Here is a 14,966-nt window from a genome sequence, read left to right as displayed (position 1 = left end):
AATGTTCGGGATCAGCTTCAGCGAACTGCTGCTCGTGGGCCTGGTGGCCCTGCTGGTGCTCGGCCCTGAGCGTTTGCCGGGTGCCGCGCGTACGGCCGGGTTGTGGATCGGCCGCCTCAAGCGCAGCTTCAATGCGATCAAGCAGGAAGTCGAGCGCGAGATCGGCGCCGATGACATCCGCCGTCAACTGCACAACGAGCACATCCTCTCCATGGAGCAGGAAGCGCGCAAGATCCTCAACCCGCAAAGCGTGACGCCTGAGCCACCGGCGCCCGCGGTTGCCAGCAGCGAAAGCGTGGCGACACCGAGCGCAGAACCTGCCGAGGCCAAGCCGGTCGCCAGCGCAACCACCGAACCGACACAGCCACCGCGAGCCCCATGAGCGATATTCCGGAAAACGACCAGCCGATGCCGCTGGTTTCGCACCTCACCGAGCTGCGTACACGTCTGCTGCGTTGCGTCGCGGCCATCTTCCTGATCTTCGCCGGGCTGTTTTCCTTCGCGCAGCAGATCTACACCCTGGTCTCGGCGCCTTTGCGTGAGCACCTGCCGGCCAACGCGACGATGATCGCCACCGATGTGGCCTCACCGTTCCTGACGCCGTTCAAGCTGACCATGATCGTCTCGCTGTTCCTGGCCATCCCGCTGATCCTCCAGCAGATCTGGGGCTTCATCGCGCCGGGTCTGTACCGTCATGAAAAGCGCATCGCCATCCCGCTGCTGATCTCCAGCATCATCCTGTTCTACGCTGGGATGGCCTTTGCCTACTTCCTGGTGTTCCCGCTGATCTTCGGTTTCTTCGCCAGCGCTACTCCGGAAGGGGTGTCGATGATGACCGACATTGCCAGCTACCTCGATTTCGTCATGACCCTGTTCTTCGCCTTCGGCGTGGCCTTCGAGATCCCGGTGGCCGTGGTCCTGCTGGTGTGGATCGGCGTGGTCGATGTGAAGTACCTGAAGAAGATCCGCCCTTACGTGATCATCGGCTGCTTTGTGGTCGGCATGATCCTCACGCCGCCGGACATCTTCTCGCAGACCCTGCTGGCCGTGCCGATGTGGCTGCTGTTCGAGATCGGCGTGCTGTTTGGCGGGCTGATCCGCAAACGCAGCGAACATCATGACGACGCCGCCGACGACCACAACGACCAGCCGCCAGCGACCCAACCGTGAACCTGCTGTTACTCGAAGAAGCCGACTTCATCGCGGCCGATCGCGTGGTTCTGACTGACCGGCGCTTTACCCACATGCAGGAGATTCACCGCGTGGCGGTGGGCGACAGCCTGCGCGTCGGCCGCCTGGGCGGACTGATGGGCGAAGCCCGGGTGCTGCGCCTGGAAGGCCATGAGGCCGAGCTGTCGGTCAGCTTCGAGCGTGAACCGCCGGCCAAGCTGCCGCTGACCCTGGTGCTGGCCCTGCCGCGCCCGAAGATGCTGCGCCGGGTGTTCCAGACCGTCGCCACCATGGGGGTGCCGAAGCTGATTCTGGTCAACAGCTACCGGGTCGAGAAAAGCTTCTGGCAGACGCCGTTCCTCGAGCCCGAGGCCATTCGTGAGCAACTGATCCTCGGCCTGGAACAGACCCGCGACACTATCCTGCCCGAGGTCATCATCGAGAAGCGCTTCAAGCCTTTCGTCGAGGACCGCCTGCCAGCCATTGCCCACGGCACCCTCGGCCTGGTCGGCCATCCCGGGCCGTTCCCGCCCTGCCCGCGCGGCCTGGACCAACCGGTAACCCTGGCGATTGGCCCCGAAGGCGGCTGGATTCCCTACGAAATCGATCTGCTGGGCAAGGCCGGGCTGGCCCCGGTGCAGCTTGGCGAACGCATCCTGCGCGTGGAGACGGCGGTTACCGCCCTGCTCGCCCGTCTGTTCTGACTTCAGTTTTGCGATCCGGCGCCGATGCATGGGCACCAGAACAATAAATCGCCTCTGCCGATCGCAATGGAGTCCCGCCATGTACCGTTGGTTAGCCCAGCACCTGGGTAACGTTAGCGTCAATCGTAAACTCGGTATCGGCTTCGGCCTGGTCCTGCTGCTGACCTTGAGCATTACCCTGACCGGCTGGCAGGGCATCAACGGCGTCACCGAGCGTGGCGATACCCTGGGGGGCGTCTCCCAGGTGCTGGAGGCGACCCTGGAACTGCGCATTGCCCGGCAGAATTTCCAGATCAAGGGCGATGAGAGCGCCGCGCAGACCCTCAACAACGCCCTGGCGAAACTGGATCATCAGTTGCAACAGGTCGAACAACGTATCGTCCTGCCGGAAAACAAACGCCGCATCGAGCAGCAGAAAGACGCCGTACGCCAGTACCGCCAGGCGCTGGACACTGCCGATAAAGCTGCGCAACAGCGCGAGGCCAGTCGCTCGGTACTCGGCGGTAGCGCTGATGAAGCCAGCAAACTCACCGCCGAGGTTGAACAGCAACTGCTCGGCAGTAACGACCTGAACCTGTTCAACAGCGTCGTCGGCGCCGGCAAACTGCTGCAGCAGGCGCGCTTCCAGGTCCGCGGTTACACCTACAGCGGCAAGGCCGAATTCCAGCAGACTGCCCTTGAGGCCATCGACCAGGCCATTTCGCAGCTCAAGACCCTGGCCGAAGTACTGCCGGCCAACTACACCAGCCATTTCAACCAGGCAGCACGCGCCCTGGGCAACTACCGGGCCGCCGTGATCGATTTCGGCACGGCGCAAACCGCCTCAGAACTCGCCGCTCAAAAAATGATGGCGCAGGGCCAGACCCTGATCGAGCAAAGCCAGCAACTGACCCTCACCCTGACCCAGTTGCGCGATGCCGAATCGCAGCACGCCAGGTCGATGCTGACCCTGGCCACCGTCCTCGCCCTGGTGTTCGGCCTGCTCGCTGCCTGGGCCATCACCCGCCAGATCGTCATCCCCTTGCGCCAGACCCTGAATGCCGCCGACCGGGTCGCCAGCGGCGACCTGCGTCACGACCTCAACGTCGAGCGCCGCGACGAGCTGGGCCAGCTGCAACGCAGCATGCAACGCATGACGGTCAGCCTGCGCGAGCTGATTGGCGGCATTGGCGATGGTGTTACCCAGATCGCCAGTGCTGCTGAAGAGCTGTCGGCCGTCACCGAGCAGACCAGCGCCGGGGTCAACAATCAAAAGGTCGAGACCGATCAAGTGGCCACCGCCATGAACGAAATGGCCGCTACCGTGCAGGAAGTTGCGCGCAATGCCGAAGAGGCCTCGGAGGCCGCGCTGGTGGCCGACCAGCAGGCCCGCGAGGGTGATCGGGTCGTCGCTGAGTCGATTGCCCAGATCGAGCGTCTGGCGACGGAAATGAATCACTCCAGCGAAGCCATGGGCCAGCTCAAGAGCGAAAGCGACAAGATCGGCAGCGTGCTCGATGTAATCAAGTCGGTGGCCCAGCAAACCAACCTGCTGGCCCTCAACGCAGCGATCGAAGCCGCTCGCGCCGGGGAAGCCGGACGTGGCTTTGCCGTGGTCGCCGATGAAGTACGCAGCCTGGCCCAGCGCACCCAGCAATCGACTGAAGAGATTGAAGCGTTGATCGCCGGCTTGCAAAGTGGCACCCAGCAGGTTGCCAGCAGCATGGATGCCAGCCGCGACCTGACCGCTAGCAGCGTCGAGCTGACCCGTCGCGCCGGCAGCTCGCTGACGACCATCACCCATACCGTTTCCTCGATTCAGGCGATGAATCAGCAGATCGCCGCAGCGGCCGAACAACAAAGCGCAGTGGCGGAAGAAATCAACCGCAGCGTCATGAATGTGCGCGATGTGTCGGACCAGACCTCCGCCGCCAGCGAAGAAACCGCCGCCTCCAGCGTCGAGCTGGCCCGCCTGGGCACCCACCTGCAGGGCCTGGTCGGCAAATTCCAGCTCTGAGGTCAAACAACCTGTGTTGCCCGCTTGGGCAGCACAGGTTGGGATACTGCACATTTTCTGCTGTTTGCCCTTGCGCAACCTTCCTACACCCTCCGCTGCCTCAAGCATTTTCCCTACGTTAACCGCCGAACTCTCCTACATCGTTTGCAGGTCCAGCTCCCCCGCAGCCAGCCGATGAGCAAGGGGCGGCGCCTGACCTTCGTCCTGGCGCCGGTCATTCCTCAATTGCTGGAGACCCCCATGTTCGGACCTGTGAATCGGATGCTAGGCAACATGAGCGTCAGACTGAAGCTGACCCTGGCCTTTGCCTTGGTGCTGTTGCTGACCCTATTGATCACCCTCAGCGGCTGGCGTGCCTTGGACGACGCCGTCCTGCGCTCGGAAAAACTCCAGGAAATCGCCCGCCTCAACGACATCGGCAAAGACCTCAGGGCCGAGCGCATCACCTTTCGGGTACTCAATGATCCGCACAGCAAGACTCAGATCGAGCAGTCGCTGAAAGCCTTGCAAGAACTGCTGACGGCAATGCCGGGGCGCTATGACGCCCCCGAGAGTCGGCAGATGATTGCTGGCAAGCTGCAAACGGTGCAGCGCTTTAGCCGGGACTTCGAACAGTTACAACAAGCCGTGGCCTCGCGTCAGGCGCGGCAACAGGCCATGCAAGGCGCCGAACAGCGCCTGACCGAACTGGTCGATGAAGTCACGGACCAGGCCCTGGAGAAAATGCGCGGCGACGATCTGCAGAGTAGCCAGAGCCGGGTACTGAACCTCGCCGAAGCACTCGCCCGGCATATCGAAGTAGCCAATCAGCAAAGCCTGGTACCGGCCTACACCTTCGAACCGCTGGAGCAGTTCAACAGTGTCGGCCAACCGGCACTGGATTCGGCTCGGCAGGCATTCGAGCAGCTGGCGCAACTGATGAAAACCCATGGTTTGGCTGACAGCACCCAGGAAAACCTGCGTTCGGCACTGAGCCGCTATCAGGACAGCCTGGATCAGTATCGCCGTGCGGCCATCGCCGTGGAAACGCTGCAAGACACGCTGGAGCAGCTGGGCATCGAGCTTCGCGAAGCCAGCCGCAAACTCAGCGACCACCAGACCGAGCAGCGCGATGCCGAAGCCATCCAGGCCCAGCGTGTACTGACCGCCGAAGCCATACTGGCCTTGCTGTTCGGCAGCCTCGCGGCCTGGTTGATTACCCTGCAGATCACCGCGCCGCTGAAACAGACCCTGGCCCTGGCCGCGCGCATTGCCCAAGGCGATCTGCAAGTGACCGAAACCGTGCCACGGCGCGACGAGATGGGCCAACTGCAAAACAGCATGCAAGCCATGATCGTGAGCCTGCGCGAGCTGATTGGTGGCATCGGCGGCGGCATCACCCAGCTGTCCTCGGCGGTCGAACAGCTGGCTGCAGTCAGCGAGCAGAGCAAGGTCAGGATCGCCCAGCAAAAAGACGAAACCGATCAGGTCGCCACGGCCATGAACCAGATGAGCGCAACGGTTCACGAAGTGGCCCAGAACGCCGAACTTGCCTCGCAGGCGGCGACCACCGCTGACCAGCAGGCGCAATTGGGTGATCAGGTGGTCGGTGAGGCCGTGGCACAGATCGAACAGCTGGCCCAGCAGATGGACCATTCGATCGATGCCATGCATCAACTGGCCGGTGAGAGCCAGCGCATCGGCAGCATTCTCGATGTGATCAAATCGGTCTCCGAGCAAACCAACCTGCTGGCCTTGAACGCCGCCATCGAGGCAGCGCGGGCGGGTGAGGCCGGGCGCGGGTTTGCCGTGGTCGCTGATGAAGTCCGTGGCCTGGCCCAGCGTACCCAGCAGTCAACCGAGGAGATCGAACAACTGATTGGCAACCTGCATGACGGTACCGATCAAGTCACCCGCCTGCTCGACAGCAGCAAGATCCTGACCCGTGACAGTGTCGAGCTGAGCCGCAAGGCCGGTGATGCATTGGGGCAGATTACCCACACGGTGTCGAACATCCAGGGCATGAACCAGCAGATCGCGACCGCCAGCGAGGAGCAAAGCGCGGTGGCCGAGGAGATCAACCGCAGCGTGATCAATGTGCGCGAGGTGTCGGATCAGACCAGTGCGGCCAGTGAAGAGACAGCGGCGTCGAGTGTCGAGCTGGCGCGGCTGGGGCGTGAGCTACAAACACTGGTGGGCCGTTTCAGTCTGTAACCCTTGCGGTGGGAGCAACTGGCTGTGGTGGGAGCGGGCTTGCCCCGCGATGCGATGTGACTGATACACCGCAATCGCGGGGCAAGCCCGCTCCCACCGTTACGCTACAGCACCTGACGCAGGAACGCCTGGGCACGCAGGTCTTTCGGCGAGGTGAAGAACGCCTCGGGTGGCGAGTCTTCCAGCAACTTGCCATGGTCGAAGAACAACACACGATCCGCCACTTCGCGGGCGAAGCCCATTTCGTGGGTCACGCAGACCATGGTCATGCCTTCCAGCGCCAGGGTCTTCATGACATCGAGCACTTCGCCAACCATTTCCGGGTCGAGCGCCGAGGTCGGCTCGTCGAACAGCATCACCTTCGGGTCCATGGCCAGAGCCCGGGCAATGGCGACCCGCTGCTGCTGGCCACCAGACAAGCGTGAAGGGTATTCATTGGCCTTCTGACCAATGCCGACCTTCTCCAGCAACGCTCGGGCCTTGGCCTCACGCTCGGCCTTGCCGCGCTTGCGCACCACCTTCTGCGCCAGGCACAGGTTCTCCAGCACGGTCATGTGCGGGAACAGGTTGAAGTGCTGGAACACCATGCCGACTTCTCGGCGGTAGGCGTTGACGTCAGTCTTCGGGTCAGCCAGTTGCAGGCCATCGATAGCCACGGTGCCCTCATCGAACGACTCCAGGCCATTGAGGCAGCGCAGGAAGGTCGATTTGCCCGAGCCCGACGGCCCAAGCACAACCAGCACTTCACCCTTGGCCACGTTGGTGCTGACATGATCGACCGCGCGCACCACCTGGCCACGGGTATCGAAGACTTTTACCAGATCACGGACTTCAATCACTTTGCGCAAGCCTCCGCTCAAGCCGGCTGGCCATGTGCGACAGCGGCAGGTTGATCAACAGGTACAGGCCAGCGACGCAGAACCAGATCTCGAAGGTCGAGAACGAGGTGGTAATCGCTTCGCGCCCGCTCTTGGTCAGCTCGGTGATGGCGATCACCGACACCAGCGAGGTGTCCTTGACCAGGCTGATGAACTGCCCGGCCAGCGGCGGCAGCACGCGTTTGAACGCTTGCGGCAGCACCACGTGACGCATCGACTGGCCAGCGCTCAAGCCCAACGAGCGGGCGGCTTCGCCCTGCCCCTTGGCAATCGACTGCACACCGGCGCGGACGATTTCAGCCACGTACGCACCGGTAAACAGTGCCAGTGCAGCCACCCCGGCGAACTCGCGGGAGAGGTTGAGCACGGTGCCGATGAAGAAGTAGAAAATGAAGATCTGCACCAGCAGTGGCGTGCCGCGCACCAACTCGACGTAGACCGTGGACAGGTCACGCAGGGTCGGGTTGTTCGACAGGCGGCAGAGGCCGGCAAACAGACCGATCACCAGGCCCAGCACGCCCGAGGCCACCGAGATCCAGACCGTGGTCCACAGGCCCCAGGCCAGCGGGCCGGCAGCCCAGTGATGGGTCACACCGATCAGGTCGCCTTCGGCCACATCGTCGCCACGCGACAGCAGGACGCTGGCCAGCTCGACGTCGAACACCTGCTCGGCGCCGCTCTCGTCACGCAGGATGACACTTGCCATGTCACCTTTGGGGGTAATCGATTCAATGGTGCCATTGTCGCTGGCACGCTGGGCGACTTCGGACTGGTAGGCGAAGTACTGCGGTACCCGGTTCCAGCTCCACTCGTAGGAAATCATCGAAGTCGCGTAATACAGGCTCAGCGCCAGGCCCACCAGGACCAGCGCGGTCAGCCCGTGCCAGGGCCACTGGGCTTTCTTGTGTTTGATCACTTGAGGCTACTTCCGTAAAAGCGAACGCGCAGGACCTGCCTGCGCGTCGGGTTTCAAACCGGGCGTGGTGCCGCGGCCTTATTCCATGTCCTTGAGCCAGGCGGTGTCCTTGAACCACTTGTCGTGGATGCGATCGTAGGTACCGTCGTGCTTGATCTGGTGCAGGAAGTTGTTGATGAAGTTCAGGCTGTCGTAGTCGCCTTTTTTCAGGCCGAAAGCCAGCGGTTCGAAGGTGAACGGCTTGTCGAGGAACAGCAGCTTGCCAGCGCCGGCCTTGTTCACCGCCACCACGTTGTAAGGGGCGTCGTAGACGAAGGCGTCAGCCTTGCCGTTGACCACATCCATCACCGCTTCCTGCTCGTTGTCGTAGCCGTGGTACTTGGCTTTGCCGATCAGCTTCTTGGCGACCATTTCGCCGGTGGTGCCGAGCTTGGAGGTCAGGCGGTATTTCTCGTTGTTCAAGTCTTTATAGGACTTGATCTCGCCCGCCAGCTCCTTGCGGATCAGCAGGGTCTGGCCGACAACGATGAAGGGTTCGCTGAAGTTCAGCTTGAGGTTGCGTTCCTGGGTCAGGGTCATGCCGCTGCTGATGATGTCGAACTTGTCGGTCATCAGGGCCGGGATGATGCCATCGTAGGAGGTGGAGACCATCTCCAGCTTGACGCCCATGGACTTGGCCATGGCCTTGAGGATGTCGACTTCGAAGCCGACGATCTCGCCACGCTTGTTGGTCATCTGGAACGGCATGTAGGTAGGGTCCATGCCGGCACGCAGGGTGCCACGCTTGACCGCTTCATCGATGGCGCCGGCCGCCTGGGCGGCATTGACCGCGACCAGCGCGGTGACGCCGATCAGCAGGGTCGACAGAAACTTTTTCAACATCACCAGATCCCCCAGCAAGAAAGCTCGAATTTTATTTTTAGCGCGAACCGTCCTACAGACGGGTGCGAGATATTCGGGGGGGATGCTAACGCATGAGCGCCACGCTACATATAGGCACTGAAGACTTTGTTGCCTGTTGATAGCAGAAAAAGCATCGCCGGCAAGGCCGGCTCCCACCAGGTCGGTTGTGCATACAACCCTGTGGGAGCCGGCCTTGCCGGCGATTTTTGCAACCGCTCAGCCGATCAGGCGCTGGCCAGCGAAGGCTGCGCCACAGGCTCCGGATGCAACGGCAACAGCGGCGAGTGCGGGTCGTTGGCGATCGACTGCCGCCAGACGCCCAACCAGGCCTCTTTGTTCTCGGCCCAGACCCGTGTGTGCAAACGCGCCAAAGCGACCGGATCGCTGAGCAGGGCCAGACGGGTGTTGCCGTCCAGGCCGCTTGGACCAAGGTCCAGCGCCATGCCAATTCGCTCGGCACGCAGCGCTTCGATTGGTGCCGCGACACCATGACGCGCCGTGGCCAGGGCACAGGCCAGGGCATTCTGCTGCGGGTCGACCACGGCCCGGACGAAACCGTCGTGCATGGCATGCCAGCGGTTTTCGTGGGTGTACTGGTCGGTTGCCAGCAGCTCGTGCGGCGTGGCGTATTCCTCGGGGATCAGGAACAGGCTCTCGTCTTTGGCACGCAAGCCCAGGTGCACCCGGCTGGAGATCACCGACACCGGGATCGACAGCATCAGCGAACCGACGATCGGCACCAGCCACCACAGGAAGCTCGGGTTCAGCCACGCCACCAGCAAGGCCCAGGCCACGCCCAGCAAGGTCTGCGGACCATGACGGCGCACCGCTTCGCTCCACGGCGTGGAATCATCGTCACGCTGCGGCGAGTTCCAGGTCGCGGCCCAGCCGAGGAAGGCAGCCAGCACGAAACGGGTGTGGAAAATCATCCGCACCGGTGCCAGCAGCATGGAGAACAGCATCTCCAGCAACATCGACAAGGTCACCTTGAAGCGCCCGCCGAACTCTTTCGCACCCTTGGCCCAGATCAGGATGATACTGAGCAACTTGGGCAGGAACAGCAGCACGATGGTGGTCGAGAACAGCGCAATGGCCTTCTCCGGGTGCCACTGTGGCCACAACGGATAAAGCTGACGCGGTTCAAGGAAGTACTGCGGCTCCATCAGGGTGTTGGTCGCCAGCAACGCCGTCGACAGCACCAGGAAGAAGAACCACAACGGCGCCGACAGGTACGACATCACCCCGGTAAGGAACACCGCGCGGTGCACCGGGTGCATGCCCTTGACCAGGAACAGGCGGAAGTTCATCAGGTTGCCGTGGCACCAGCGCCGGTCACGCTTGAGTTCGTCGAGCAGGTTCGGCGGCAACTCTTCATAGCTGCCCGGCAGATCGTAGGCAATCCACACGCCCCAGCCGGCACGGCGCATCAGCGCGGCTTCGACGAAGTCGTGGGAGAGGATCGCACCGGCGAACGCACCTTTGCCCGGCAACGGCGCCAGGGCGCAGTGCTCGATGAACGGCTTCATGCGGATGATCGCGTTATGGCCCCAGTAGTGCGACTCACCGAGCTGCCAGAAGTGCAGGCCGGCAGTGAACAGCGGGCCGTAGACGCGGGTCGCGAACTGCTGCATGCGCGCATACAGGGTATCCATGCCCGAGGCTTTCGGCGCGGTCTGGATGATCCCCGCATCCGGGTTGGCTTCCATCAGGCGCACCAGGCTGGTCAGGCATTCGCCACTCATCACGCTGTCGGCGTCGAGGACCACCATGTAACGGTAGTCGCCGCCCCAGCGACGGCAGAAGTCGTCGAGGTTGCCGCTCTTGCGTTTCACCCGGCGGCGACGGCGGCGATAGAAGATGCGCCCGAAGCCCTTGGCCTCGCGGCAGACTTCCAGCCACGCCTGCTGTTCAGCCACGGCGATATCGCTGTCGTTGGTGTCACTGAGCACGAAGAAGTCGAAGCGGTCCAGATCACCGGTGGCGGCAACCGACTCGAAGGTCGCGCGCAGGCCGGCAAACACCCGCGGCACATCTTCGTTGCAGATCGGCATGACGATGGCGGTACGCGCCCCGGCTTCGATCGGCTCGTTACCGGCACTGCTGCCGGAAATACGGTACTTGTCGCGGCCGGTCAACAGCTCGAGAAAGCCCATCAACGCGGTCCAGAAACCGGCCGACACCCAGCAGAACAGGATGCCGAACAAGATCAGGATGCTGGTCTGCAATGCATACGGCCAAACCTGGGTGGCGGTCTGCAGCAGCGACTGATGGGTGATTTCGTCGAGATCGACGAACGACCAGCCCTGGTACGGCAGGATGCCCTTCATGTACCAGCCGGCAACGATGGTCTGACCGAGCATCAGCGCCAGCAGGATATAGCGGCGCATGGAGCCGACCCAGCGCCAGCGCGCCTTGGGCAGCTCGCGCTTTTCCGGTGCCGGGGCGTTGCTGCGCCCGGTCAGGCGGCGCCAGGCGCGAATCAGGATGTTGGTACGCCATGGCTCGGGAATCACCCGGGTACGGCGGATCGGCGGCGTGGCCTTGAGACACACCCGGCCACTGCCATCCACCGCCAGCATCTCGGCGTCGTGCATGTCCTCGGCGCTGTTCAGGGTCAGGCGCTCGCCGACCGAAGCCTGCACGGCTTCGGCATCGCGAGTGCCCGGCTGGGCCGACAAACGTTGATGCAGCTCGCTGAACGAGGTGCAGCTGGCAAGTTCTGCCCGCTGCTCATCGCTCAGTGGTAGGTGGGCCAGGTATTCGCCAAGCGATTCTGGCCGTGCTTGAGAGTTACTCATCGGCAGGCAACTGATAGCTCCAGGTCTCGGTCAGCACCTGTTCGGTGGTGGCCGGTGCCCCAGTGGTGGATGCCGCGTCGGCGGCGGGTTGCTCGGCAGGCTTCTCGGCCTTGGCAGTTTTCGCTGCTGCCTTGTCCTGTTTAGCCGGTTTTGCTGGCTTGGCCGGCTCGACCGGGACGTCACGCAGCAGTGCTGCACGCATTTCCACGGACTTGCTCGGGTCTTTGACCTTCATTCGCAAGGTCAGGCGCCAGCCTTTGATCTCCGGGTTGTAGCGCAGGTTGTTCTCGACCAGCTCGGCGTTGTCACCGAGGCTGACCTGACTACGCACGGCGGTGTCCTCTGGCAGTTTAGCCAGCACCGGGCCTTCGAAGTCGACCAGGAAGGCCACGCTGCCGTCCGGCTGACGGATCAGGTTGGACTGTTTGACGTCACCGGTCGAGCGCAGGGTCTGCTTGACCCAACCGAGGTTCGGCGAATGGAATTCGGACTCGTCGATGGTCCAGTGCAGGCGGTAGGCGTATTCGAACGGGGTGCCCGGCTCCGGCAGTTTTTCCGGGCTCCAGAAGGCAACGATGTTGTCGTTGGTTTCGTCGGCGGTCGGAATCTCGACCAGGTCGACAGTGCCTTTGCCCCAGTCGCCAACCGGCTCGATCCAGGCGCTTGGACGCTTCTGGTAGTTGTCATCGAGGTCTTCGAACTGGCTGAACTCGCGCTGGCGCTGCAGCAAGCCAAAACCACGCGGGTTCTCGACGCTGAAGTTGCTCACGGCCAGGTGTTTCGGGTTGTTCAGCGGACGCCACAGCCATTCGCCGTTACCGGCATGGATCGACAGGCCTTCGGAGTCGTGCAGGGCCGGGCGGTAGTTGAGCACTTTCGACGGCTGGTTGCCGCCGAACAGGAACATGCTGGTCAGCGGGGCAATGCCCAGACGGCTGACGTGGTCACGCAGGAACACCTGGGATTTGACGTCGACAATGGTGTCGCTGCCTGGACGCAGGGTCAGCTTGTAGGCACCGGTGGAGCGCGGCGAGTCGAGCAGTGCGTAGATCACCAGGTGTTTGTCGGTGGCCTTCGGCTTCTCGATCCAGAACTCGGTGAAGCGCGGGAACTCTTCGCCGGACGGCAGCGCGGTGTCGATGGCCAGGCCACGGGCGGACAGGCCATACACATGGCCCTTGCCGACCACGCGGAAATAGCTGGCGCCAAGCAGGGTCATGATTTCATCCTGCTTGTCGGCCTTGTTGATCGGGTACAGCACGCGGAAACCGGCGTAGCCGAGGTTCTCGGTGGCTTTTGGATCAAACTGCACGCTGCCGAAATCGAAGCGGCTCGGGTCGTACTTGATCTCCTCGACCTTGGTCGCGGTGACTTCGTTGATTTTCACCGGCGTGTCGAAATGCATGCCCTGGTGATAGAAGGACAGCTTGAACGGGGTCTTGTCCTTGGCCCACTCCGCCTTCTCCGGCAGAAAACGGATCTGCTGGTAGTCGCCGTACTTCATGTCACGGAACACAGCTGGCAGATTGCTTTTCGGCGCCTCGTACTTCTGTCCGGCAAGATCCTTCGCCTTGGCCGCAACATCGTCAAGGTTGAACGCCCAGAGCTGACCTGCGCTGAACAGGCCTACCAGCGTTGCGCCTGTCAAAAAGGCCTTGCGCAGCCGATTGCCAGGGGTTCTTGGTGCATTACAGGGACTTACAATCACGAGCAACCCTCGCCGAAAACAGATCAATAAACCAACGGCCAGCGACATATGCCAGGTTGGCGAGCACTGTTCGGACTCCGAAAGGGCGCAATGATTCCCCAAACGGTTCCGGACAGTCTCAAGTCAGAGTCAAACGAACCCACGAACGCAGGTCCACATAGCGCGCGATTATCCAGCAGGCGGCGTTACAACGCATCAGGCCAAACCAACTATTTATGCTACAAAACCCCTTGTTTTCCTGCAAACAGGGGTTTTTTGCCATCAGATTTGTAACATAAATGTTACGGGGCCATCATTGACCAGGTGCACCTGCATGTCAGCCCCGAACTGACCACTGGCAACCGTGCCATGCAGCGTCTGGGCCTGGGCCAGTAAATAGTCGAAAAGCTCCGCGCCGAGGGCCGGCGGCGCCGCGGTGGAAAAGCTCGGGCGCAGGCCGCTCTGGGTGTCAGCGGCCAGGGTGAACTGCGACACCAGCAGCAGACCGCCGCCAATATCCTTGAGCGACAGGTTCATCTTGCCCTGCGGATCGCTGAACACCCGGTAGTTGAGCAGCTTGTGCAGCAATTTGTCGGCGTGCGCGCGGGTATCGCCGGGTTCCACCGCGACCAGCACCAGCAGGCCCTGGTCGATTGCCCCTACGGTTTTGCCCTCGACATCTACCCGTGCGCCACGCACACGTTGCAGCAGCCCCTTCATGCTTCTTCCAGAGGCAGGTCGAGCAGGCGCCGGGCCATCTGGTCGGCGGCACGCACCAGGGCATCGGTGATACCCGGTTCGGAAGCCGCGTGACCCGCGTCGCGAATCACCTTCAACTCACTGTTCGGCCAGGCCTGGTGCAGTTCCCAGGCATTGTCCAGCGGGCAGATCACGTCGTAGCGGCCATGCACGATGACCGCCGGCAGATGGGCGATCTTCGGCATGTCGCGGATCAGCTGGTCCGGTTCGAGGAAGGCATTGTTGGTGAAGTAGTGGCATTCGATACGGGCGATCGACAACGCACGCTGCGGCTCGGAGAAGCGATCGACCACCAGCGGGTTCGGCCGTAACGTTGCGGTACGCCCTTCCCAGGTGGACCAGGCCTTGGCTGCATGCATCTGGGCAATCTGGTCGTTGCCGGTCAGACGCTTGTGGAAGGCCTTGACCAGGTCACCACGTTCTTCCGCCGGAATCGGCGCGATGTAATCCTGCCAATAGTCCGGGAACAAGCGGCTGGCACCGGCCTGGTAGAACCACTCGATCTCTTGCGGGCGGCACAGGAAGATGCCGCGCAGGATCAGGCCATGCACGCGCTCGGGGTGGGTCTGGGCATAGGCCAGGGCCAGGGTCGAACCCCAGGAACCGCCGAACAGCAGCCACTTTTCGATCCCCAGGTGTTTGCGGATGCGCTCCATGTCTTCGATCAGGTGCCAGGTGGTGTTGTTTTCCAGGCTGGCATGCGGGGTCGAGCGGCCGCAGCCGCGCTGATCGAAGGTGATGATCCGGTACAGGTTGGGATCAAAGTAGCAACGGCTCTGGGCATCGCAGCCGGCGCCCGGGCCACCATGGATGAACAGCACCGGCAGACCTTCCGGCGAACCGCTCTCGTCGACGTACAGCACATGCGGTGCTTCCACGGCCAGATCGTGCCGGGCGTAGGGTTTGATCTGCGGGTACAAGGTCTGCATTACGCACTCCGTGTGGGAATTATTCTGCCGTTG

12 protein-coding genes and 2 pseudogenes are annotated in these 14,966 nt (G+C 62.5%); 7 read left to right on the top strand and 7 right to left on the bottom strand.

Translation table 11 applies throughout. From position 1 onward, the window contains the following. The first annotated feature begins 1 nt into the window (after position 1). From tatB to NPS47_RS25705, 7 genes and pseudogenes are all read left to right on the top strand, one after another. The gene (tatB, locus tag NPS47_RS11135) at positions 2-382 is read left to right on the top strand and encodes a Sec-independent protein translocase protein TatB (RefSeq protein WP_274295019.1); all 381 of its coding nucleotides are present in this window, start codon (positions 2-4) and stop codon (positions 380-382) included. Beyond that, a complete protein-coding gene (tatC, locus tag NPS47_RS11130; RefSeq protein ID WP_038615432.1) occupies positions 379-1,170 on the top strand; it encodes a twin-arginine translocase subunit TatC in 792 nt (263 codons plus the stop codon). The genes tatB and tatC overlap by 4 nt, the downstream gene beginning before the upstream one ends. Beyond that, positions 1,167-1,874 carry a 16S rRNA (uracil(1498)-N(3))-methyltransferase gene (locus NPS47_RS11125; RefSeq protein WP_274295018.1) on the top strand — a complete coding sequence of 236 codons (708 nt, stop codon included), beginning with the start codon at positions 1,167-1,169 and terminating at the stop codon, positions 1,872-1,874. The genes tatC and NPS47_RS11125 overlap by 4 nt, the downstream gene beginning before the upstream one ends. A 28-nt stretch (positions 1,875-1,902) precedes the next feature. Then, a pseudogene (locus tag NPS47_RS25720) lies at positions 1,903-2,967 on the top strand (methyl-accepting chemotaxis protein); the annotation flags it as partial. 30 nt (positions 2,968-2,997) lie between these two features. Next, positions 2,998-3,870, top strand: coding sequence for a methyl-accepting chemotaxis protein (locus NPS47_RS25715; RefSeq protein ID WP_425313499.1), 873 nt, complete (start codon positions 2,998-3,000; stop codon positions 3,868-3,870). Positions 3,871-4,044: 174 nt separating this feature from the next. Next, positions 4,045-5,208: pseudogene (locus NPS47_RS25710) on the top strand (methyl-accepting chemotaxis protein); the annotation flags it as partial. Continuing rightward, positions 5,191-6,063 carry a methyl-accepting chemotaxis protein gene (locus NPS47_RS25705; protein ID WP_425313498.1) on the top strand — a complete coding sequence of 291 codons (873 nt, stop codon included), beginning with the start codon at positions 5,191-5,193 and terminating at the stop codon, positions 6,061-6,063. The pseudogene NPS47_RS25710 and the gene NPS47_RS25705, both read left to right, overlap by 18 nt. A gap of 104 nt (positions 6,064-6,167) precedes the next feature. On the opposite strand, the gene NPS47_RS11110 is transcribed toward NPS47_RS25705, so the two are convergent. The 7 genes from NPS47_RS11110 to pip all read right to left on the bottom strand — a co-directional run bounded on the left by NPS47_RS11110 (position 6,168) and on the right by pip (position 14,933). Next, the gene (locus NPS47_RS11110; RefSeq protein WP_038616999.1) at positions 6,168-6,902 is read right to left on the bottom strand and encodes an amino acid ABC transporter ATP-binding protein; all 735 of its coding nucleotides are present in this window, start codon (positions 6,900-6,902) and stop codon (positions 6,168-6,170) included. Beyond that, positions 6,895-7,857: an amino acid ABC transporter permease gene (locus NPS47_RS11105; RefSeq protein ID WP_038615441.1), complete on the bottom strand. Its 963-nt coding sequence runs from the start codon at positions 7,855-7,857 to the stop codon at positions 6,895-6,897. Before NPS47_RS11105 ends, NPS47_RS11110 begins: the two co-directional genes overlap by 8 nt. A gap of 78 nt (positions 7,858-7,935) precedes the next feature. Then, positions 7,936-8,739, bottom strand: a complete 804-nt coding sequence (locus NPS47_RS11100) for a transporter substrate-binding domain-containing protein (RefSeq protein ID WP_422422879.1) — start codon at positions 8,737-8,739, stop codon at positions 7,936-7,938. A 245-nt stretch (positions 8,740-8,984) separates the two neighbouring features. Further along, a complete protein-coding gene (gene mdoH / locus NPS47_RS11095; RefSeq protein ID WP_274295015.1) occupies positions 8,985-11,558 on the bottom strand; it encodes a glucans biosynthesis glucosyltransferase MdoH in 2,574 nt (857 codons plus the stop codon). Next, positions 11,551-13,266: a glucan biosynthesis protein G gene (locus tag NPS47_RS11090; protein WP_274295014.1), complete on the bottom strand. Its 1,716-nt coding sequence runs from the start codon at positions 13,264-13,266 to the stop codon at positions 11,551-11,553. Before NPS47_RS11090 ends, mdoH begins: the two co-directional genes overlap by 8 nt. A gap of 261 nt (positions 13,267-13,527) precedes the next feature. After that, a complete protein-coding gene (dtd, locus tag NPS47_RS11085) occupies positions 13,528-13,965 on the bottom strand; it encodes a D-aminoacyl-tRNA deacylase (RefSeq protein ID WP_038615449.1) in 438 nt (145 codons plus the stop codon). Next, positions 13,962-14,933, bottom strand: coding sequence for a prolyl aminopeptidase (gene pip / locus NPS47_RS11080; RefSeq protein WP_157194512.1), 972 nt, complete (start codon positions 14,931-14,933; stop codon positions 13,962-13,964). Before pip ends, dtd begins: the two co-directional genes overlap by 4 nt. Positions 14,934-14,966: the final 33 nt, after the last annotated feature.

Origin of the sequence: Pseudomonas putida, assembly GCF_028682475.1 — a bacterium.
Lineage (GTDB): Bacteria > Pseudomonadota > Gammaproteobacteria > Pseudomonadales > Pseudomonadaceae > Aquipseudomonas > Aquipseudomonas putida_AG.
Note: the sequence above shows the minus strand (reverse complement) of the source record. Positions and strands in the feature narration are given on the sequence as shown.